Genomic DNA, 20,661 nt, shown 5'->3' with positions numbered 1-20,661 from the left:
TGCTGATCCTAAATTGTAGCGGGAGTAACCCGCTTGGCGTTGCCAATCAGCCCTCTGTCGGGTCTAATCCTCGACTTTGAGCATCCCACTGTGATGCCGGATCATCGGCGATAACCGTGGTCGTTCGGTCATACTTCTTGGTTGCGGTCGGCCAGTGCCGAGCGGAAACTGCGGCAGCGATGCCGATAGCGATGATGAGGACGCCGGCGACCAGTGCCGTGAACGACCACGCACTACCGTCAACAGCGACTACTAGGGAACGGATTGAGTCGATGCCGCTGATTCCCGTCGCCTCAGTAATCAATTCCGAGGCTGCGCGGGTGGGGTCGGCAAGCGTCGCCTGGCTGACCGCAACGATGATTCCCCCTACGATGGCGGCGATGATTCCGAGAACGCGCCGTACAGTGACCGATGCGATGCCGAGGGCTGCGACGAGCGCGAAAGTCGAGAGCGCGAGCGCAGCAAGCGCCCCGGCAACATCGCTGCCCAGCACCTCGACGCTCACCTCATCCTGGAGTGTGATCGTGAACCAGCGCTGCGTCCACGACAGCATTACTACTGCACCAAGCAGCACCAGGCTGCTCAGCACGATCGAACGTGAACGTTTCCAGATCATGAGCTGAGGTGAGTCATCGCATTAGCGACCGCGACAGCGCGAAGGGGCGCCGCAGCCTTGTTCTGAGCCTCTTGGTGCTCGGCGGCAGGGTCGGAATCGGCAACAAGGCCGGCTCCGGCTTGAACGCGAGCAACGCCATCCACGATCGTGACCGTGCGAATGGCGATCGCGAGATCAGCATCGCCGGCGAAGTCGAAGTAGCCAACGACTCCCCCATACACGCCACGCTGGGCTGGTTCTAGCTCATCGATAATCTCGAGGGCGCGAGGCTTGGGTGCGCCCGAGAGCGTGCCTGCAGGAAAAGTCGCACGGAACACATCGACAGCGGAGGCTTCGGGTCTGAGATCGCCTTCCACCGAGGAGACGAGGTGCATGATGTGGCTAAATCGTTCGACCTGCATGAACTCGGTGACAGCGACGGTACCCGGCGTGCAAACCTTCAGGAGGTCATTACGCGCGAGGTCGACGAGCATCAGGTGTTCGGCACGTTCTTTCGTGTCGGCGAGCAGTTCCTCGGCGAGCTCAAGGTCTCGCTCGGTGTCAGCGCCACGAGGTCGTGAACCGGCGATGGGATGCATGTGCACGCGTTTTTGGGAGACCTTCACGAGTGCTTCCGGACTCGCGCCGACGATCGAATACGGACGACCATCCATGTCAACAAGCGACAGCAAATACATATAGGGCGACGGGTTGAGGGTGCGCAAGACGCGATAGACATCAAGCGGAGTCGCCGAAACCTCATGGTCAAACCGCTGCGAAATGACAACCTGGAAGACATCGCCGTCGCGGATGAACTCCTTCGACTTCTCGATCGCCTTCGCATACTCCGCCGGCGTGGAGCGCGACGTTGGCTCGGGATCGATCTCGATATCCACATCAGCGAGGAAAGCATCCGTGGGTTGAGCGAGGCCAGACTGAAGCACGTCGAGGCGGGACTGGGTCTCGGTCCACATCTCCTCGACATCCTGATGCCCGTCGTTCAGCGCAGTCGAGATGAGCATGACGGTGCCGAAACGGTGGTCGAGCACCACGAGGTCGGAGACAAAGCTTAGCGCCTGGCTCGGAACCTCGAAGTCGGCGGGCGGGGCATCGGGAAGGTTCTCCAGCTCGCGAACAGCCTCCCAACCAATGAACCCGACAAGGCCGCCGGTGAGCGGAGGATGCCCCTCGACGCGCGGCGTTTTCCAACGCTCGTTGAGATGAGCGAGGGCTTCCAGCGGCGCCGTCGGGCAGTCATCACCGAGGATTCGCTCGCGCGGCATCCCGTAGTCAATCCACTCGACGCCGTGCTCGTGTTGGGTGAGAACACCGAAGCTGGCGACGCCCACGAAGGAGAAGCGTGACCAGATGCCGCCCTGGCCCGCCGACTCAAGCAAAAACGTTCCCGGGTTTGCCTTGGCGAGCTTGCGATACACCCCGACGGGAGTTTCACCATCGGCGAAGAGCTGACGGATAACGGGGACAACGCGATTGCCGCCGGCAACCAGCGCCTCGAATTCCTCGCGACTCGTCGTGCTATTCATGGGAAAACCCCTGATGAGGTACGAGTGGGTCTACTTCGAAGCAGGAATGAGCGCCCGTGTGGCATGCAGGACCAACCTGCTCCACTCCGACCAACAGTGCATCGCGGTCGCAGTCAAGGGCCGCAGTGCGGACGTACTGACGGTGCCCACTCGTGTCGCCCTTGCGCCACAGCTCTTGGCGGCTACGGCTATAAAACGTCACGCGACCCTCGGTCAGCGTGCGGGTCAGCGCCTCAGCGTTCATGTAACCAAGCATGAGTACCTCTTTGGTTTCCCACTGCTGAATAATTGCCGGCAACAAACCATCGGCAGCAAACTGCGCGCGTTCCAGCACATCGCTGACGGTCTCAAGAGTGAGTTCATCGCTCATCGTGTAACCAATCCATGACTGTTGAGTGAAGCTTTAACGTCTCCCACCGTCAACTGGCGACTGTGGAAAACGGATGCCGCGAGCAGGGCATCGGCACCGGCGTCGATAGCCGGCGCAAAGTGTTCGACTTTGCCCGCTCCGCCACTGGCGATGACGGGGACTGTCGCAAACTCACTGATCGCGGACACGAGTTCGAGGTCAAAGCCTTCCTTCGTGCCATCCGCGTCGATGGAATTGACGAGCAACTCGCCCGCGCCGCGCTCCATGGCTTCACGAGCCCACTCGAGCGCGTCGCGGTCTGTCTCGGTGCGACCACCGTGAGTAGTGACGATCCAGCCATCGCCGCGGCGTTTGATGTCGAGGCTCAGCACGAGGACCTGTGCCCCAAAGCGGTGGGCAATGTCATCGATAAGCTGCGGGCGAGCAAGGGCGGCGCTATTGACGCCGACTTTGTCTGCCCCGTGGGCGAGAAGCTTGGAGACATCATCTGGCTCGCGGACTCCCCCACCGACCGTCAAGGGGATAAAGATTTGCTCGGCTGCCGACCGCACGACGTCATACATCGTTGCGCGTCCCTCGACAGTTGCCGTGACATCGAGAAACGTCACTTCGTCAGCGCCCTGCTCGTAATACAGCCGCGCGAGGGAAACCGGGTCACCCGCATCGCGGAGATCCTTGAAGTTGACGCCTTTGACGACACGACCGTCGGCGACATCGAGGCACGGAATGACCCGAACTGCGACCGCCATTTTAGATCCTCGCTGCGTGAATCGCGCTGACCAAGATCGCGCGCGCCCCAACCGCGTGAAGCTCGTCCATCACCTGATTGGTATCGACGCGACGCACCATTGAGCGCACCGCAACCCACGCGGGGTCTTGGAGCGGAGAAACGGTTGGACTCTCGATACCGGGAGTCACCTTCGTCGCAGCCTCGAGGAGGGCTACCGGCACGTCGTAGTCGATCAACACATACTGGCGGGCGACAAGCACACCCTGCAGGCGGCGTTGGAGCGTGGCGCTGCCCTCAACCTCATTGCCTGAACTGATCAACACAGCAGTTGAATCGAGGATGACGGGGCCGAAAATTTCGAGGCCCTGCGCGCGCAGGGTTGAGCCTGTCGACACGACGTCGGCCACGGCATCCGCCACACCAAGTCGGATCGCAGATTCAACGGCACCGTCGAGGCTGACGAGCTCTGCCGTGACGCCATTGCGTTCGAGGAAGGCACCGACGAGCCCGGCGTAGCTCGTGGCAACGCGAACACCGTTGAGATCGGAAAGTTCAGTGAAGCGGCCAGGCTCCCCGGCGAAACGGAACGTGGAATCGCCAAAGTTGAGGCTGGCGATCTCTGTCGCGGTGGATCCGGAATCCAGCAGGAGGTCTCGGCCGGTGATTCCTACGTCGAGCGCTCCCGAGCCCACGTAGGTCGCGATGTCGCGAGGGCGAAGATAGAAAAACTCGACGCCGTTGCGGTCGTCACGCACATTCAACGCGCGTGGATCGCGACGGCCCGTGTAGCCCGCTTCGTACAGCATTTCGGAGGCGATCTCACTCAGTGAACCCTTGTTGGGCACTGCAACTCTTAACATGTCAGCTCTCAGTCAGTTGGTGCGAAAAGTGGTCGTAGGGACATCAGAGATGTCGCCACACGTCCTCGGGGCTGAGCCCTTTAGCAACCATCAGAACCTGAAGGTGATAAATGAGTTGGGAGATTTCGTCTGCGGTTTCTTCATCCGACTGGTACTCGGCTGCCATCCATACTTCGGCAGCCTCTTCCACAATCTTCTTGCCGATCGAATGCACTCCGGCATCCAATAGGGCAACCGAACCGGAGTCGGCCGGGCGTTCTACCGCTTTGCGGCTGAGTTCAGCAAAAAGTGCGTCGAAGTCTTTCACACGTCAAGGGTACCGCCCCGGAGGGCGGTCCCTTGCCGCATGACTCGAACGTGGGGTTACTAGTTCGTGCCGAGCAGGTCGATCACGAAGGTCAACGTGCGGCCGGAGAGCTGATGCCCTCCGCCTGCGGGACCGTAAGCGAGGTGCGGCGGGCAGATGAGCTGGCGACGTCCGCCCACCTTCATGCCGGGGATTCCTTCTTGCCAACCGCTGATGAGCGCCATCAGCGGGAAGTTGATGGACTCGCCGCGGCTCCACGAGGAGTCGAACTCTTCGAGAGTCTCAAAGTCGACGCCCAAGTAGTGCACGTCAACGGTGGAACCAGCAGTTGCTTCAGCGCCGGTTCCCTCTTCAATGTCAATAATGACGAGTTCGGTGGGGGCATCGCCCGCATAGAACTCGACCTCTGGCTTAGTTTTTCCTGAATCGGTCATATGACCAGTCAACCAGAAACAAAACTAAAACCGGCGCTCGTGGATGCCGTGTGAGCCTATGTTCGCTCTCGGCGGCGTGGTCACGCGGCGGCGATGATCAGTGCTGGTGCGCGCTCGCGCGCTCACGAAGTTCTGAGACACGCAACGAGGGATCATCTCCGCGATACACCGAGGAGCCCGCGACAAAGGTGTCGGCACCCGCAGCTGCGGCAATCTCAATCGTGCGCTCATCGACACCGCCATCAACTTCGAGCCACACGTCGAGACCGCGCTTGTCGACCAGCTCCCGCAGCTGTCGCAGCTTCGGCATTGTCTCTTCCATAAAGCTTTGGCCGCCAAAACCCGGTTCGACCGTCATCACGAGCACCTGGTCGAATTCCTCGAGCAACTCGAGGTACGGCTCGATAGCGGTGCCCGGCTTGACCGCGATGCCCGCTCGCGCACCCTTCGCCCGCAGCGTGCGGGCGAGAGCCACCGCATCCGCTGCCGCCTCGGCGTGGAAAGTAACACCATAGGCACCGAGATCGGCGTAGTCGGGGGCCCAGCGGTCGGGATCGGTGATCATCAGGTGCACATCGAGCGGAATCGACGAGACCTGTTGAATACGCTCTGTCATTTGGAGACCGAACGTGAGGTTGGGCACGAAATGGTTGTCCATGATGTCGACGTGGACGAAATCCGCATTCGAAATCTTCGCGATATCTCGCTCAAGGTTGACGAAATCGGCGGCGAGAATACTGGGGCTAATGCGCACTGACATACCGAGAGCCTATCTAGGAGTCTGCTTTGACAAGGAGTTGGATGAACATGGCGTCTGTTCCGTGACGGTGTGGCCACAGCTGAACATGAGTTGCCTCCGGCAGGTCGAGTTCTGCTTTCGAGAAACTCTGAACCACGGAGGGCGTATCCATCTTGGTGATGCCCTCAGCCTTGCGCAGCACAGAACCGACAATCGCCTTTGTCTCGGCGGCATGAGGCGAGCAGGTCACATACGCCAACACTCCGCCCGGCTTGAGTGCCTTCAATGCTGATTGCAGCAACGCCGTCTGAATCGCGCCCAGCTGAGCGACATCGCCGGGTTGTTTGCGCCAGCGAGCTTCAGGGCGACGGCGTAGCGCACCGAGGCCGGTGCACGGCGCATCGAGAAGGATGCGATCAAACTGCTCGGGATGCTCCTCGCCGATATCGATGCCGTCTTTCTCCCAGACCACAGGCGGAGCGTCGAAGACCGCGAGGGCGTTGCGAACGAGCTTGGCGCGCGCCGGAATCAGTTCGTTGGCGGTGAGCACGGCACCACCCTCCAGAGCTTCCGCGGCCAACAGAGCGGCTTTGCCACCCGGGCCAGCACACATATCGAGCCACGACTCCCCCGCCACAATGGGCCGGACGCGGCTGAGCGCGAGTGCCGCAATCTGCGAGCCTTCGTCTTGCACGCGAGCGCGCCCTGCGGCGATGGCCGAGTTCTTCGACGGGTCTCCTTCACGCAAAGTTCCGCCCACCGGCGAGTATTGTGCCGGCGTGACGTCGATGTCGGCGACCTCCGAGAATCCAGGAAGCGCCGCGACCGATACGCGGGCAGGAACATTGTCTGCTGCGAGCAAACCTTCGAGCTCAGCTTCGCGACCCTCAGCGACCAGTACCTGCCGGAAGGCCCGGGTCACCCATAACGGATGGGAATACGCCACCGCAAGGGCTTGCTCCCCCGAGCTTGCAGCACCAATCACTCGCTCGCGCCACGTATCAGCATCGTGCTTCGTGATCGCACGCAGCACCGCGTTGACAAAGCCGACCGCGGAACGCGAGCCGATCGTCTTAGCGAGGCGCACCGACTCATCCACTGCCGCGTGCGAGGGAACGCGCATTGACAGCAACTGGTGCGTGGCGAGGCGCAACACGTCGAGCACAGGCGGGTCGATCTTGGACACGTCGCGGCCGGCCGCCTGAGCGATCACCGCGTCGTAGTAGCCCTGCATGCGCAGGGTGCCGTAGGTGAGTTCGGTGGCAAGGCCGGCATCCGCGCTCGAGAGTTTCGCGCGCTCCAGGTGCACGGGAAGAAGAAGGTTCGCGTACGCATCCGACTCGCGCACCGCCATGATGACGTCGAGCGCGACCCGACGGGCTGACTGTGCGTAGCTCACGAAGCCACCACCTCTGATTCTGAGTTAAGGCCGCGCCACCAGGCTGCGGCATCCATTGCTTTGCGTCCCTCGGGATGGACCCGGAGAAGTTCGAGGGGTTCGGTTGCGGTACCGACCAGCACCTTCTTGCCGACGAAATCGAAGTGCCCCGGCGCGAGCGTCGGGACGTCGCGAGCGATCGCGGCCTCGAGAACCTTGAGTCGTGCTCCGTCGATTGTCGTCGAGGCACCGGGCTCTGGCGTCACGCCGCGGATGCGGTTGTGCACTGCGTGCGCGGGTTCTGTCCAGTCAATGCGGCCGTCTTCGAGCGACAGCTTGGGCGCGAGAGTCACGTCGCCGGTTTGTGGAACTGCGGTGGCAGTGCCTGCGCCGATGGAGTCGACCACGCGGCCGAGCAGCTCAGCGCCCGAGAAGGACAACTGTTGCAGGAGCGACCCTGCTGTTTGCTGGGCGCCAATCGGTTCAGTCATCGTCGCGAAAACGTCGCCAGCATCAAGCTGTTCGACGAGTTGAAAGACCGCTGCGCCTGAGATGGTGTCGCCCGCCATGATCGCGCGCTGCACCGGGGCGGCTCCGCGCCACTGAGGCAGGAGAGAGAAATGGAGGTTGATCCACCCGAGCCGCGGAATCGTGAGAACTGAGGCCGGAACAAGCCCGCCATAGGCCACAATGACGCCCAGATCAACGGTGAGGTCAGTAATCGCGGATGCCGCAGCGGCGTCGAGCCGATTGGCGCGAATCACGCTGATCCCCGCTTCTTCAGCGCGCGCGGCCACCGGCGTCGGAGTCATGACGCGTCGACGGCCCTGCGGCGAGTCGGTGCGGGTGAGGACGCCAGCTACCTCGTGCTCGGAGTTCAAGAGCGCGTCGAGACTGGGAACAGCAACCTCGGGGCTACCGGCAAAAAGAAGTCGCAACGAAGTCATCCCCCAATTGTCTCGCGAAATGGCCCGAACGGGTGCACGCTGGGGCTACAGGTCAACAAACGGCTCCAGATCGTCGAGATGAACGCGTAGCCCTGGCGCCGGCTGGCTGGAGCGTGGAGCCCCCGGTTTGCGGCTGCTGCGGGAGACCGTCGTGGCCGCCACCACGAGTGCTTTGAGTTGCTCAGCGACGGCTGCTCCGTCTTTGTAGTCGAAACGGATGATGGTGCGAACCAGCCCTTCGGGCAGATCGACGGGGCCGAGCACATCGAGCGGAGCGACCGGCAGCTGGCTAATCGCATCCGAAACGAGCGGAATCTTTCCCGTGAGAGTCGCGACCCGCACTGCCGGCGGAAACCGCAACTCACGGCGATCGGCGAGTTCCGCTTGCGCGAAATCTTCTTGGCGCCACGTGACAAGAGCCGTCGCGAGTGAGCCGCCGACCCCGACAACGACGGAGGGGACGCCGTCAGCGCCGAGAGCAATCGCATTTGACCACGCGCGCAGACAGTCCTCGGCGACGCGCAGACTCTCTCGCGCCAACATTCCGGCACCGTCAAGCAGGATGACGGCGCGGTAGCCGCCCTCCGCGATCGGCTCTGCACCGCGAGTGGCAATGATGAGCGAAGGTTCGTTCGCCACCGTGAGGATTTGATGCTCGCCGTCGGCGACGATCACGCGATAGCCAGGAAAGGCGCGCCCCAGTTCGTCCGCGGTACGGCCGGTGCCCGACCCCACCATGCGCAGTCGGGTGCCATCGCATTCGCGACAGCGCCACTTGACGGCAAGCGCGCCACACCAGACACAGCTGGGAGTGGCGGAGGCAGAGTGTTGCGCAAGCGGACCGGCGCACGTGGTGCAGCGTGCAGACTGCGAGCACTCGGCGCAGGCCAAGCGGGGTGCGTAGCCGGGGCGCGCCACCTGCACGAGCACGGGACCTTCGTCGAGCCCGGCGCGCGCCGCCTTCCACGCTGATGAGGGAATACGAGCAAGGGCTGCGAGGCGGTCCTGGCTCTCCTGGTTTGCGGTGGGAATCACCTTTGGCGGTCGGATACCGCCGGGACTGATGGCCGCTAACCACCCGACTTCAACGAGTCGTTGCACTTCGGTGCTGCGCGAATGGCTCATGAACACCAGCGAGCACTGTTGTTGCTCTTGGCGGAGCAGCGCGGCATCCCGCGTATGGATGTAGGGCGTGAGGTTCTCGCTGTAGAGCGGATCGCCGTCATCCCACACCACGATCAGCCCGAGGTTAGACGCGGGTGCATACACCGCGGAACGATTGCCGATGATGACGAACGGGGTGTCTTCGTGGGTGCGCAGAAAGTTGCTGTAGCGCTTCTGAACGCTCTGGCGAGCATCCAATCTCAACACGCGCTCAGCGGGCAGCAGAGCCGCGACGGCTGCCTCAAGTTGTTCCTGATCACGAAAGTCGGGGGTCGCCAGAATCGCGGTCGTGCCGCGAGCAAGAGCCTGCGAGGCGAGTTCGGCCATCGTGACAGCCCAACGGCCAACCCACACGCCGGGAGCGACCTCCGCTACGCCGGTCGGTGCGGCCAGCGCGGCCCGCTTGTGCTCGGCGATCAGAGTGCCGATGGCACCCGCGTCGAAGTACGACACTGCACGTGCTTCAGGGAGCGGTTCGTACGTCACCGTCGTGGGGTCGAGAAGTGACTTCTCCGCCCGAGCATGACGTTTCGGGATGCCCAACCGCAGCACATCGGCTGCGTTGCCCGCCGCTCGATCCGCCGCCGTGCGCGCTAGTGTCCACACCTCGGGCGACAACACGGGGAACGGGGAGATTACTGCTTCAAGCTCGCTGAGTTTGCCTGCGTAGGCGACGGTGTCGGTGAGCTCGACGATCCAGCCCTCCACGAGCCGGCCGAGCGTGCGCAGCGGCACCTTGACACGAACGCCAGCGCGCGCCTCGGCACGAAACTTCTCGGGAACCGCGTAGTCAAAGAGTCTGTCGAGTTGGGGCAGCGGCGAATCAATGAGCACCCGAGCGATGGATGCTTCACTCATCTCTACAGCCCGGCGGCCCCGCGAAGAGCCTCAACGCGGTCAAGGCGCTCCCAGGTGAACTCAGGAAGCTCACGACCGAAGTGACCGTAGGTTGCAGTCTTCGCGTAAATGGGACGCAAGAGATCGAGATCGCGGATGATCGCGCCCGGGCGCAGATCGAAGACATCATGGATCGCGCCCAGAATGGCCTCGTCAGAAACATGGCCGGTGCCGAAGGTTTCGACGTACAAGCTGACGGGTGCTGCCCGGCCAATCGCATACGCGATCTGCACTTCGAGACGATCAGCAAGACCTGCGGCAACCGCATTCTTCGCCACCCAGCGCATGGCATAGGTTGCCGAGCGGTCTACCTTCGAGGGGTCTTTACCGCTGAATGCTCCCCCACCGTGACGGGATGCTCCGCCGTAAGTATCAACAATGACTTTACGACCGGTGACACCGGCGTCGCCCTGAGGGCCGCCAATCTCAAAACGGCCGCTGGGATTAACGATTGATTGCAGATTCGACAGGTCGAGGCCCGAGCTTTCCGCAATCGGTCGCACGACGAGTTCTTCGATCTCACGGCGCAACTGAGCGGTTGACACCGAGGGCGAATGCTGTGTCGATAACACGACGGTTTCAATGCTGCGCGGCACCGATCCCTCGTAGCCCACGGTGACCTGAGTCTTTCCGTCGGGACGCAGGTAGTCGACAAGCCCCTCTTTGCGCACAGCCGCGAGACGCTCGGCCATGCGGTGAGCGAACCAGACAGGGGCGGGCATGAGCTGCGGAGTCTCATTAGTGGCGTACCCGAACATGACGCCCTGGTCTCCAGCGCCCAAGACATCCAGCGAGTCTGTTGAATTGCCTTCACGCGCTTCGAGCGCACGGTCAACACCCTGAGCGATGTCGGGTGACTGTGCACCAATCGAGACGGACACGCCGCACGAACGACCGTCAAAGCCAACATCAGACGAGTTGTAACCGATGGAGGAAATGCGATCACGCACAATCGCGGGGATGTCGGCGTAGCCGGTTGTGGTCACTTCACCGGCGACATGCACGAGCCCCGTTGTCACGAGAGTCTCAACAGCGACCCGAGCATTCGGGTCTTCCTCGAGCAAAGCGTCAAGAATGCTGTCACTGATCTGATCACAGATCTTGTCGGGGTGTCCCTCGGTAACAGACTCTGAGGTGAAGGTGCGCAGGGGCGAAGTCATAAGCCGTCTCCGGTAGCGATGAATGGATGTCAGCGGGCTGCGAACACAAGATCCAGAATGCGGTGAGCCACCGACAACTTGCTTCCGCTTGCCTCACCCACTCTATCGCCGACCTTATCGATGACGATCACGGTGTTACGGTCTGAGGCAAAACCTTCAGTCCACCCGACGCGGTTGATGACCAAGAAGTCACAGCCCTTACGGGCGATCTTTGCGCGGCCCAACTCAAGCAGCGCAGCGTCTTGAGGCTCAGTCTCCGCAGCGAAGCCAACGACGATTTGGCTCTCGGGGCTCTCTGCCGCGAGACCACGCAAAATGTCGGGGTTCTCTTCAAGACGCAACTCGAGCGTGCTCGAATCGCTGCGCTTCTTGATCTTGGATTGAGCAGTCTCGGCTGGGCGGTAGTCAGCAACCGCCGCCGCCATAACGATGGCACCGGCCGACTTCGCTTCAGCCTGCACCGCTGATTGCAACTCCAGGGTCGTAGACACCTGAATGCAGCGAACCCCGGCAGGAAGCGGAACCTCAAGATTGGCGGCGATGAGGGTGACATCAGCGCCGCGCGCCGCGGCTGCCGTTGCCAGAGCAACGCCCTGTTTTCCGCTCGAACGATTACCGATGAAGCGCACCGGATCTAGGGGTTCCCGAGTGCCACCCGCCGTAACCAGCACTGAGCGACCGACGAGGTCGCGCGACGAAACCACGGTTTCGAGAACCGCGGCGACGATGTCGCTGGGCTCAGACATCCGACCGGGCCCGCTATCGGAACCAGTCAGCTGGCCAGACTCTGGACCAACAATGCGGATGCCACGCGAACGCAGCGTCTCGATGTTGGCGACGGTCGCCGGGTTCTGCCACATCTCGGTGTGCATCGCCGGCGCCACAATGACGGGCGCACGGGTCGCGAGGATGGTGTTGCCGAGAAAGTCACTCGCTTGACCGGTCGCGATCTTAGCGATCGTATTCGCAGTAGCGGGAGCGACGACGATGACATCTGCGGCTTGGCCGACAGAAACATGCCGCACTTCGTCCACACCCTCATAGAGGTCGGTGTGAACCGGATTTCGGCTTATGGCCTCAAGGGTGGGAAGACCCACGAATTTGAGAGCGTTGCTCGTGGCCACGACATGAACGTCGTGGCCCGCGAGCACCAGCTCACGCACAATGGACACCGCCTTATAGGCAGCTATTCCGCCGGATATCCCGACGACAATGTTGAGCGCGGCCACCGAAAGGTTCTATTCGTTGCTGAGGCGCTTGAGCTCGAGCTTGTTTTCGTTGATCTCGTGGAGAGCAACGGAGAGCGGCTTGTCGTCGATCGTGGAATCTACGAGCGGTCCGACGTTGTCGAACAGGCTGCCTTCGTGGAGGTCAGCGTAGTAGTCGTTGATCTGGCGAGCGCGCTTCGAAGCGAAGATAACGAGCTGGTACTTGGAGTCAACCTTCGACAGCAGTTCGTCGATGGGGGGATCAATGATGCCCGAGTTCTTGTCAGCCATGAGGGTGCTCCTTGGAGTCGGAAGTGGTCGCGCCAGCGGGCGCATCCATCAATTCTACGACTTCTTGAGCCGCTTGGCTTACTTCTGTGTTCACGACTCTCACATCGAACTCTTCTTGGGCCGCCATTTCGACCTTGGCGGTCTCCAAACGACGGCTCTGTTCTGCGGCATCCTCGGTGCCGCGACCGATCAAGCGGCGCACCAATTCTTCCCAGGTTGGCGGCAAAAGAAAGACCAAAAGTGCCTCGGGCATAACCTTGCGCACCGATCGTGCACCCTGCAAATCAATCTCCAACATCACGCGCTTTCCCTCAGAGAGGGCGACATCGATCGGGGGTCGTGGAGTGCCGTAACGGTAGGAGTTATGGACTACCGCCCACTCCAGCAACTCATTATTCGCGATCATAGAGTCAAACTCGTCGTCGGTCACGAAATAGTAGTGAACACCGTTGACCTCGCCCGGACGGGGCTTACGAGTAGTCGCTGACACGCTCAGCAGCACATCGGGGTGGTTGTCGCGGATAAAACTGGAGACGGTACCTTTGCCGACAGCGGTCGGGCCAGCTAAGACCACGAGTCGTGTTGGCTCGGGCCCCTGCCGCTCTGACAAGTAATTTGTGAGGCGTTCACGCTGCTTCGGACCGAGGCCACCGACCCGTTTGCGATCGGCGATTGCCAGATCGGCCATGATCGATTCGACCCGGGTTGGCCCGAGAGAGGGAACGCTCATCAGCAGTTCGCGCACGAGCAGTCGAGCTTCTGCGCTGTCGGGCTGAGCCCACGCTGTGCGGGCAACACTGAGCGCTGTCCGAGCGCGCTCAGCAACTTCACGTTTGACAGAAGCCCGGGCGCGTCGCGCTGCAATTGCCGCGCGCGATGCCGCTGCACGGTCAACGGCGGGTGGCTCCGGGCGAGGTCCCATTAGCGAACCTGCTCACGAAGTTGCGAGCGCAGCGATCGAAGCTCTGCCGGAATCTGACTGGCACCCTCTTGCAGCACACTGCGGGAAACGGTCACGATCGTATTCGCGACGGCATCGCCGTACAGTTCGCGGGCCTGCTCGACCTGCGCCCCTTGAGCGCCGAACCCTGGAGCAAGAATGGGCAAGTCAACCAGTTCACCGTTGCGGATGCCGTAGTCGGCAACATCGACGGTGGCACCGATTACGACACCAAACGATCCAAGCCCGCTTTCGGTATTGAGGGCCGCCACATCGCGCACGACACTAGCGGCGACAGTCGCGCCCGCGTGTTCACCTTCAGCGATTCGCGCCGATTGGATGCTGTGCGCCGAAGCGTTAGAGGTTGCTGCCAGCACGAAGATTCCTTTGCCCGCTGAGCGAGCAAGTTCGAATGGCCCAGACAGCTCCGAAACTCCTTGATAGGCCACGGCAGTCATTGCGTCGGCCTCCAGGGGTGAGCCCGGCGTCAGCCAGGCTTGCCCATAAGCATCGACGGACGACGACAGGTCGCCACGCTTCACATCGGCAATCACAAGCAATCCGGCGGAGCGCGCCAGGGCAAAAGACTCCTCGAGAATCGCGTAACCCGCAGACCCGAAGCGTTCGAAGAAAGCGACTTGGGGCTTGATCATTCCCACGTTGCCGGCGGCAGCATCCACCGCACGGAGGGCGAATTCGCGCACGCCGTGGGCGTCGTTGGAGAGGCCCCAGCTTTCGAGAAGGAACGGATGCGGGTCCACTCCCATGCACACTCCCCCGAACTCTTCGAAGGTCTGCGCAAGCCGTGAGGAGAAACTAGGCATTGTTGGCTACCTTCTCGAGCTCGGCGGCACGATCCAAGGCGTAGTCCTGAAGCGAACGCACATCAAAGCCGTCGCGAATAGCTTCAAACGACGCAACAGCGGCCGCAAGCTGGGCCATGGTCGTGAAGATCGGCTTGTCGGCGGCGACTGTCGCGGTGCGGATCTCGTAGCCATCGGCACGCGCACTGCGTCCGCTTGGCGTATTGATCACGACATCCACCTTGCCGTCGTTGATCATTTCAACGATCGACGGTTCAGCAGCATTTGCTTCCTGGCCCATGAAGTACTTGCGCACGACCTGAGCCTCGATGCCGTTGCGCGCGAGAATCTCGGCGGTGCCTTCGGTGGCGAGAATCGTGAAGCCCAGCTGGCTAAGGCGCAGAACCGGCAGAATGACGGCACGCTTATCGCGGTCAGCAACCGACACGAATACCGACCCGCTGTCGGGCAGCCCGCCGTACGCGGCCTCTTGGCTCTTGGCGAATGCCTTGGGGAAGTTCGAGTCGATACCCATAACCTCACCGGTGGAACGCATCTCCGGGCCGAGCACCGAGTCAACGACTTGGCCCTCAACGGTGCGGAAGCGTCGGAACGGAAGTACCGCTTCTTTCACCGAGACCGGTGACGTCGACGGTACTTGCGAGCCGTCAAGAATCGGCAGCAGTCCGCTGTCGACGAGTTGGCGGATGCTTGAACCGGCCATGACGAGAGCCGCAGCCTTCGCGAGTGGAATCCCGAGCGCCTTCGAGACGAAGGGAACCGTGCGGCTGGCACGCGGGTTGGCTTCAAGCACGTAAAGGATGCCCTGACCGATCGCGAACTGCACGTTCAGCAAGCCGCGCACGCCGACGCCTTCCGCGATAGCGAGGGTTGCTTCCCGCACGCGCTTGAGCACGTCGCGGCCAAGAGTGACCGAAGGAAGGGTGCAGGCAGAGTCGCCGGAGTGAATGCCAGCTTCTTCGATGTGTTCCATGATGCCGCCGACGTAGAGCTCAGTGCCGTCGTAAATCGCGTCGATATCGATCTCAATTGCGTCATCGAGGAACCGATCGACGAGCAACGGTGAGCTCGGCGAAATGATGACGACATCGCGAACCCGTTCGAAGTAGTCGGCGAGAGCCTCGGAGTCATAGATGATCTCCATGCCACGCCCACCAAGAACGTGCGAGGGACGAACGAGAACCGGGAACCCAATGTGTTCGGCGATTTCAATCGCTTCGGTCTGGTTCGTGGCAGTGCCGTTCTTGGGTGCGAGCAGCCCGGCGTTGTCGAGAATCGTGGAGAACAAACCACGTTCCTCGGCAAGGTCGATCGCCTCGGGCGTTGTTCCCAAAATCGGGATGCCGGCATCCTTGAGCCCCTGAGCAAGACCAAGTGCCGTCTGGCCACCAAGCTGCACGATCACTCCGAGGAGTTCGCCACTCTGGCTTTCCGCGTGGACGATCTCGAGCACGTCTTCGAGCGTGAGCGGCTCAAAGTAGAGACGGTCACTCGTATCGTAGTCAGTCGAGACCGTCTCGGGGTTGCAGTTGATCATGATGGTCTCGTAGCCCGCATCAGAGAGGGCGAACGAGGCATGAACACACGAGTAGTCAAACTCAATTCCCTGACCGATACGGTTCGGGCCGGAACCAAGAATGATGACCTTCGTCTTATCGCTCGGGGCAACTTCAGTCTCGGAGTCGTAGCTTGAGTAGTGGTACGGGGTGAGAGCCGGGAACTCTCCGGCACACGTGTCGACCGTCTTGAAGACGGGGCGCACATCGAGTCCCCAACGCAGGTCGCGAACCTCTGCCTCAGTGGTCCCCCGAAGCTCAGCGATTTGCGCGTCACTAAAACCGTGGTTCTTGGCGTGCGTGAGCAATGCGGCTGACAGCTCTGCGGCATCCGCAATGTCAACCGCAACTTCGTTGATGAGAGCGATCTGATCGACAAACCACGGGTCAATCTTGGTGGCCTCGAAGACCTCTTCGGTCGTGGCGCCAGCGCGCATCGCCTGCTGCACCGTGACGATACGACCATCGGTCGCAATGGACGACAGCGCCAATAGTTCAGCCTTGTCGCCGACTTCGCCCTTCCAATGGAAGCTCGAATCGCGCTTTTCGAGTGAACGAAGAGCCTTTTGCAAAGCGGTCGAATAATTGCGACCGATTGCCATGGCCTCACCGACCGATTTCATCGTGGTCGTGAGGCGGGTGTCTGCCGCCGGGAACTTCTCAAACGCGAACCGCGGAACCTTGACCACGACGTAGTCGAGGGTCGGTTCAAAGCTCGCCGGAGTGACCTTCGTGATGTCATTGGGGATCTCATCGAGACGGTAGCCGATGGCGAGCTTGGCCGCGATCTTGGCGATCGGGAAGCCCGTTGCCTTCGACGCCAGAGCGCTCGACCGCGAAACGCGGGGGTTCATCTCGATGACGATCACTCGCCCGGTAGCGGGATCGATAGCGAACTGAACGTTGCAGCCGCCGGTGTCGACGCCAACCGCTCGGATGATGTCGATGCCGATATTGCGAAGGTTCTGGTACTCGCGGTCGGTCAGCGTGAGCGCCGGAGCCACCGTGATCGAGTCGCCGGTGTGAACACCGACCGGGTCAACATTCTCGATCGAACACACGACAACGGTGTTGTCTGACGTGTCGCGCATGAGCTCGAGCTCGTACTCTTTCCAGCCCAGGATGCTCTCTTCGAGCAACACCTCGGTCGTGGGGCTCTGGTGCAAGCCGTCGGTGACCATCCGGATCAGTTCCTCACGTGAATACGCGAAGCCCGAGCCGAGGCCGCCCATCGTGAAGGAGGGGCGGATCACGAGTGGGTATCCGAGATCCTCGGCGAACTCAACCGCCTCAGGAACCGTGTGCGCGATGTAGGACTTCGCGACCTCGGCCCCACAATCGATCACGAGCTGCTTGAAGATCTGGCGATCTTCACCACGGTTGATCGCTTCGAGGTTGGCGCCGATCAGTTCGACGTTGTACTTCTCGAGGATGCCGTGAGCGTCGAGCTCGATCGCTGCGTTGAGAGCGGTCTGGCCACCCAATGTCGGCAGCAGCGCATCCGGACGCTCCTTGGCAATGATCGACTCGATGACTTCCCACGTGATCGGTTCGATGTAGGTTGCATCGGCGAAATCGGGGTCAGTCATGATTGTGGCCGGGTTCGAGTTCACCAGGATGACTCGGATGCCCTCTTCCCGCAGTACGCGGCAGGCTTGCGTTCCGGAGTAGTCGAACTCTGCGGCCTGACCGATAACGATCGGGCCGGAGCCGATGACCAGTACCGAGGAAATGTCTTCTCTCTTGGGCATTACTTGCTGTCCTTTGCGTTCTTGAGGACAAGGTCGCGGAACCTGTCGAAAAGGTAATTGGCGTCGTGGGGGCCTGAGGCCGCCTCGGGGTGGTACTGCACAGAAAATGCGGGGATATCGAGGGCTCGAAGTCCTTCAACAACGTTGTCGTTGAGGTTGACGTGACTGACCTCGACGCGGCCAAAACCTGCCGGTGATTGGCTGATCTCGCCGACCGGAGCATCAACGGCAAAGCCGTGATTGTGGGCGGTGATCTCGGTGCGCTGCGTCTGCACATCGATGACGGGCTGGTTTATTCCGCGGTGGCCAAACGGCAGCTTGTAGGTGCCGTAGCCGAGTGCGCGACCGAGAAGCTGGTTGCCGAAACAGATACCGAAGAAAGGAAGCCCTTTCTTGAGCACCTCTGTGAGGAGTGCAACGTGAGCGTCGGATGCCGACGGGTCGCCTGGTCCGTTCGAGTAGAAGACGGCGACCGGCTCGATCGACAGCAGCTCGTCGAAAGTAACGGTCTGGGGCAGCACATGAACGTCGAAGCCTCGCTCGGCGAGGTAGTTGAGCGTTGACGTCTTCACTCCGAGGTCAAGAACAGCCAAGCGGCCGATGCTCTCCCCCACTGCGGCAACAACGTAGGCCTCAGATGTCGACACTTCAGACGACAGGCTTTGGCCGCTCATCTGTGCTGCGGCGGTGACCGCGGCAAGTTGCTCGGCGTCGCTGAGTTCAGCATCCGCGCCGGAGAAGATTCCTCCGCGCATGGAGCCGGAGTCGCGCAAGCGACGGGTGATCGCGCGGGTATCGACGCCGCTGATGCCGACGATGTTCTGGGTGACGAGGTCGTCATCCAGCGATCCATCGGCACGGTAGTTCGACACCACGCGGCTCGCATCGCGCACGACGAAACCGGAGACCCAAATTCGTGAGGATTCAGGGTCTTCATCATTCACACCGGTGTTGCCGATGTGCGGTGCCGTCATGACAACGATCTGGCCCGCATAGCTGGGGTCGGTGATCGTCTCTTGGTAGCCGGTCATGCCGGTGGCGAAGACTACCTCGCCGAGGCGTTGACCGCGGGCGCCGTAGGCCTGACCGAGATAGCGTGTGCCATCTTCAAGGACGAGCACTGCAGGTTCAAAAGTCACAGGGACTGCCTTTCATTGCCGACGACTGTATCGAGAGCGCGTTCACACGTCTCGGGGTCGTCCATTCGGAAATAACTATCGACTGCAGTGCCATCGAGCGTCCACTCGATCACCTGCAATCCGTTGTTTTCGACCACACGGTCGATGGTCCAGGTAGCGCGGGAAATGCCGCGCACTGTGTCACGAGCAAGCCAGAGATCGTCTGATCCCGCGCGCGAGACGACGATGCCTTCGGAATGCACTTCGAGCAAACAGTTCGCCCGGAATCCCAGGCCGTGCACGTTCACACGGTTGAGCTGATCGCCGGCAACCGTGGTCGATACGTACTTGCCGCTAAACCGCAGGTCAGTGTCGGCTAGGTCAGCCGGCGGTGCAACCGGGAGCCCGATGTGAGCCTGTCGTCGCTTTCGTGAATACCAGCCAGCAACCATGAGTGCCAGCAAGATAACCAGGATGCCGATCACGATGAGCAGTGAGACGTCTTTAGACATTCGCTGCCTCGCTTTCAGCCAGTCTGGCCTGCTGAGCGACCTCAGTCGCATCGACGACGTCGCCATCGCGAACGGTTTCGTAGCCGTTGTGGATGGTGGTCATCACTCGGCCAGGGAGTTCGCGGCCTAGGTAGGGCGAGTTCGTGCTCTTGCCCCGCAGGGATTCGGTCGAGAACGTAGACCGTGCGCTCGGGTCGAGCAGCACGAGATTCGCGGCCGAGCCGAGAGCGAACGGGGTCGCGTAGCCGTCGAGGCGACCGATCTCGGCCGGCTTCTGCGAAAGAACGCGGGCGACATCCGTCCAGTTCAACTGGCCAGTATCGACGACAGCCTGCTGAACAACGTTGAGAGCGGATTCAAGACCGACCATGCCAAACGCAGCTTCTGCCCACGAGCACTCTTTTGCCTCTGGCGGATGCGGTGCGTGGTCGGTAGCGACGATGTCAATGGTTCCGTCGGCGAGAGCGGCACGAAGCGCGTGAACGTCTTCGTCACGACGCAGAGGCGGGTTCACTTTGAAGCGAGCGTCGTAGCCGCGCACAAGTTCCTCAGTGAGAAGCAGGTGGTGAGGCGTCACTTCTGCCGTCACAGCAATTCCGCGAGCCTTAGCCCAGCGGATGACGTCAACCGAGCCAGCGGTCGACAGGTGACAGATATGGAGGCGTGCCCCCACATGCTCGGCGAGGAGCACGTCGCGCGCGATGATCGACTCTTCTGCGACGGCAGGCCAGCCCGCAAGACCAAGCTCACTGGATACTGCGCCCTCGTTCATTTGCGCATCAACAGTGAGCGTCGGCTCCTGAGCATGCTGAGCGACAACACCGTCAAACGTCTTCACATATTCGAGCGCGCGACGCATGAGCAACGCGTTGTGAACGCACTTGCCATCATCGGAGAAAACGCGCACGCCGGCTCGCGAATTGGCCATGGCACCGATCTCCGAAAGCTTGACGCCGTCAAGCCCTTCGGTGACGGCGCCGATGGGGCGCACAGTCGCGTACCCGTGATCAATACCGAGCGACTGAACCTGCTCAACAACTCCAGCGGTGTCTTGAACCGGCATGGTGTTGGCCATGGCGAAGACGGCGGTGAAGCCGCCCATCGCAGCAGCACGACTGCCCGAAAGCACCGTTTCGCTCTGCTCGAAGCCAGGTTCACGCAAGTGAGTGTGGAGATCAACAAGTCCGGGCAGGGCCTGCAGGCCTGAGGCATCAATCGTGCGATCAGCGGATGTCGCGTCGGTGAAAACGCCGCGCTCAATCGTGAAGTCGGCGCGCTCACCGTTGGGCAGCGTGGCGTTAACGATTCTTATACTCACGAGAGTCCTCTTCTCTGG

The 20,661-nt window shown here is 61.4% G+C and carries 20 protein-coding genes; all 20 read right to left on the bottom strand.

Annotation, left to right across the window (positions count from 1 at the left end):
• Nucleotides 1–46: 46 nt before the first annotated feature.
• A complete protein-coding gene (locus tag I6E73_RS08210) occupies nucleotides 47–616 on the bottom strand; it encodes a Trp biosynthesis-associated membrane protein (RefSeq protein ID WP_197124500.1) in 570 nt (189 codons plus the stop codon).
• Complete coding sequence (locus I6E73_RS08205; RefSeq protein ID WP_197124498.1) at nucleotides 613–2,139, bottom strand: anthranilate synthase component I; 1,527 nt, start codon at nucleotides 2,137–2,139, stop codon at nucleotides 613–615. The genes I6E73_RS08210 and I6E73_RS08205 overlap by 4 nt, the downstream gene beginning before the upstream one ends.
• On the bottom strand, nucleotides 2,132–2,509 hold the full coding sequence (gene hisI / locus I6E73_RS08200; protein ID WP_197124496.1) for a phosphoribosyl-AMP cyclohydrolase: 378 nt from the start codon (nucleotides 2,507–2,509) through the stop codon (nucleotides 2,132–2,134). Before hisI ends, I6E73_RS08205 begins: the two co-directional genes overlap by 8 nt.
• On the bottom strand, nucleotides 2,506–3,258 hold the full coding sequence (hisF, locus tag I6E73_RS08195) for an imidazole glycerol phosphate synthase subunit HisF (protein WP_197124494.1): 753 nt from the start codon (nucleotides 3,256–3,258) through the stop codon (nucleotides 2,506–2,508). The genes hisI and hisF overlap by 4 nt, the downstream gene beginning before the upstream one ends.
• Before the next feature lies 1 nt (nucleotide 3,259).
• Entirely contained in the window at nucleotides 3,260–4,099 is an 840-nt protein-coding gene (gene hisG / locus I6E73_RS08190) for an ATP phosphoribosyltransferase (RefSeq protein ID WP_197124492.1), read from the bottom strand.
• A gap of 43 nt (nucleotides 4,100–4,142) precedes the next feature.
• A complete protein-coding gene (locus I6E73_RS08185) occupies nucleotides 4,143–4,406 on the bottom strand; it encodes a phosphoribosyl-ATP diphosphatase (protein WP_197105680.1) in 264 nt (87 codons plus the stop codon).
• Between the two features lie 59 nt (nucleotides 4,407–4,465).
• Nucleotides 4,466–4,840 (bottom strand): FKBP-type peptidyl-prolyl cis-trans isomerase, encoded by a 375-nt coding sequence (locus tag I6E73_RS08180; RefSeq protein ID WP_197105681.1) that lies wholly within the window; start codon nucleotides 4,838–4,840, stop codon nucleotides 4,466–4,468.
• 97 nt (nucleotides 4,841–4,937) lie between these two features.
• A complete protein-coding gene (gene rpe / locus I6E73_RS08175) occupies nucleotides 4,938–5,600 on the bottom strand; it encodes a ribulose-phosphate 3-epimerase (protein WP_197105682.1) in 663 nt (220 codons plus the stop codon).
• Between the two features lie 13 nt (nucleotides 5,601–5,613).
• A complete protein-coding gene (locus I6E73_RS08170; RefSeq protein ID WP_197124490.1) occupies nucleotides 5,614–6,978 on the bottom strand; it encodes an RsmB/NOP family class I SAM-dependent RNA methyltransferase in 1,365 nt (454 codons plus the stop codon).
• A complete protein-coding gene (gene fmt / locus I6E73_RS08165) occupies nucleotides 6,975–7,895 on the bottom strand; it encodes a methionyl-tRNA formyltransferase (protein ID WP_197125214.1) in 921 nt (306 codons plus the stop codon). Before fmt ends, I6E73_RS08170 begins: the two co-directional genes overlap by 4 nt.
• A 54-nt stretch (nucleotides 7,896–7,949) precedes the next feature.
• Nucleotides 7,950–9,926 carry a primosomal protein N' gene (locus tag I6E73_RS08160; RefSeq protein ID WP_197124488.1) on the bottom strand — a complete coding sequence of 659 codons (1,977 nt, stop codon included), beginning with the start codon at nucleotides 9,924–9,926 and terminating at the stop codon, nucleotides 7,950–7,952.
• Between the two features lie 2 nt (nucleotides 9,927–9,928).
• Nucleotides 9,929–11,125 (bottom strand): methionine adenosyltransferase, encoded by a 1,197-nt coding sequence (gene metK / locus I6E73_RS08155; RefSeq protein WP_197105685.1) that lies wholly within the window; start codon nucleotides 11,123–11,125, stop codon nucleotides 9,929–9,931.
• Between the two features lie 29 nt (nucleotides 11,126–11,154).
• The gene (gene coaBC / locus I6E73_RS08150) at nucleotides 11,155–12,354 is read right to left on the bottom strand and encodes a bifunctional phosphopantothenoylcysteine decarboxylase/phosphopantothenate--cysteine ligase CoaBC (RefSeq protein ID WP_197124486.1); all 1,200 of its coding nucleotides are present in this window, start codon (nucleotides 12,352–12,354) and stop codon (nucleotides 11,155–11,157) included.
• Nucleotides 12,355–12,363: 9 nt separating this feature from the next.
• Nucleotides 12,364–12,624 (bottom strand): DNA-directed RNA polymerase subunit omega, encoded by a 261-nt coding sequence (gene rpoZ, locus I6E73_RS08145; protein ID WP_197105687.1) that lies wholly within the window; start codon nucleotides 12,622–12,624, stop codon nucleotides 12,364–12,366.
• A complete protein-coding gene (gmk, locus tag I6E73_RS08140) occupies nucleotides 12,617–13,546 on the bottom strand; it encodes a guanylate kinase (protein ID WP_197105688.1) in 930 nt (309 codons plus the stop codon). Before gmk ends, rpoZ begins: the two co-directional genes overlap by 8 nt.
• Nucleotides 13,546–14,388: an orotidine-5'-phosphate decarboxylase gene (gene pyrF / locus I6E73_RS08135; protein ID WP_197124484.1), complete on the bottom strand. Its 843-nt coding sequence runs from the start codon at nucleotides 14,386–14,388 to the stop codon at nucleotides 13,546–13,548. Before pyrF ends, gmk begins: the two co-directional genes overlap by 1 nt.
• Complete coding sequence (carB, locus tag I6E73_RS08130) at nucleotides 14,381–17,695, bottom strand: carbamoyl-phosphate synthase large subunit (protein WP_197124482.1); 3,315 nt, start codon at nucleotides 17,693–17,695, stop codon at nucleotides 14,381–14,383. Before carB ends, pyrF begins: the two co-directional genes overlap by 8 nt.
• The gene (gene carA, locus I6E73_RS08125) at nucleotides 17,695–18,834 is read right to left on the bottom strand and encodes a glutamine-hydrolyzing carbamoyl-phosphate synthase small subunit (protein WP_197124472.1); all 1,140 of its coding nucleotides are present in this window, start codon (nucleotides 18,832–18,834) and stop codon (nucleotides 17,695–17,697) included. Before carA ends, carB begins: the two co-directional genes overlap by 1 nt.
• On the bottom strand, nucleotides 18,831–19,325 hold the full coding sequence (locus I6E73_RS08120; protein WP_197124464.1) for a hypothetical protein: 495 nt from the start codon (nucleotides 19,323–19,325) through the stop codon (nucleotides 18,831–18,833). The genes carA and I6E73_RS08120 overlap by 4 nt, the downstream gene beginning before the upstream one ends.
• Nucleotides 19,318–20,643: a dihydroorotase gene (locus I6E73_RS08115; RefSeq protein WP_197105693.1), complete on the bottom strand. Its 1,326-nt coding sequence runs from the start codon at nucleotides 20,641–20,643 to the stop codon at nucleotides 19,318–19,320. Before I6E73_RS08115 ends, I6E73_RS08120 begins: the two co-directional genes overlap by 8 nt.
• Nucleotides 20,644–20,661: the final 18 nt, after the last annotated feature.

Source organism: Salinibacterium sp. SWN248, assembly GCF_015864575.1.
Taxonomy (GTDB): Bacteria; Actinomycetota; Actinomycetes; order Actinomycetales; family Microbacteriaceae; genus Rhodoglobus.
This window is presented reverse-complemented; position numbering and strand designations above follow the sequence as displayed.

Coding starts and splice junctions, on each gene's coding strand:
- rpoZ (WP_197105687.1), bottom strand. CDS start 12,624: ATGGCTGACAAGAACTCGGGCATCATTGATCCCCCCATCGACGAACTG.
- carB (WP_197124482.1), bottom strand. CDS start 17,695: ATGCCCAAGAGAGAAGACATTTCCTCGGTACTGGTCATCGGCTCCGGC.
- I6E73_RS08210 (WP_197124500.1), bottom strand. CDS start 616: ATGATCTGGAAACGTTCACGTTCGATCGTGCTGAGCAGCCTGGTGCTG.
- I6E73_RS08160 (WP_197124488.1), bottom strand. CDS start 9,926: ATGAGTGAAGCATCCATCGCTCGGGTGCTCATTGATTCGCCGCTGCCC.
- I6E73_RS08120 (WP_197124464.1), bottom strand. CDS start 19,325: ATGTCTAAAGACGTCTCACTGCTCATCGTGATCGGCATCCTGGTTATC.
- hisI (WP_197124496.1), bottom strand. CDS start 2,509: ATGAGCGATGAACTCACTCTTGAGACCGTCAGCGATGTGCTGGAACGC.
- I6E73_RS08180 (WP_197105681.1), bottom strand. CDS start 4,840: ATGACCGATTCAGGAAAAACTAAGCCAGAGGTCGAGTTCTATGCGGGC.
- hisF (WP_197124494.1), bottom strand. CDS start 3,258: ATGGCGGTCGCAGTTCGGGTCATTCCGTGCCTCGATGTCGCCGACGGT.
- gmk (WP_197105688.1), bottom strand. CDS start 13,546: ATGGGACCTCGCCCGGAGCCACCCGCCGTTGACCGTGCAGCGGCATCG.
- hisG (WP_197124492.1), bottom strand. CDS start 4,099: ATGTTAAGAGTTGCAGTGCCCAACAAGGGTTCACTGAGTGAGATCGCC.
- rpe (WP_197105682.1), bottom strand. CDS start 5,600: ATGTCAGTGCGCATTAGCCCCAGTATTCTCGCCGCCGATTTCGTCAAC.
- pyrF (WP_197124484.1), bottom strand. CDS start 14,388: ATGCCTAGTTTCTCCTCACGGCTTGCGCAGACCTTCGAAGAGTTCGGG.
- metK (WP_197105685.1), bottom strand. CDS start 11,125: ATGACTTCGCCCCTGCGCACCTTCACCTCAGAGTCTGTTACCGAGGGA.
- I6E73_RS08205 (WP_197124498.1), bottom strand. CDS start 2,139: ATGAATAGCACGACGAGTCGCGAGGAATTCGAGGCGCTGGTTGCCGGC.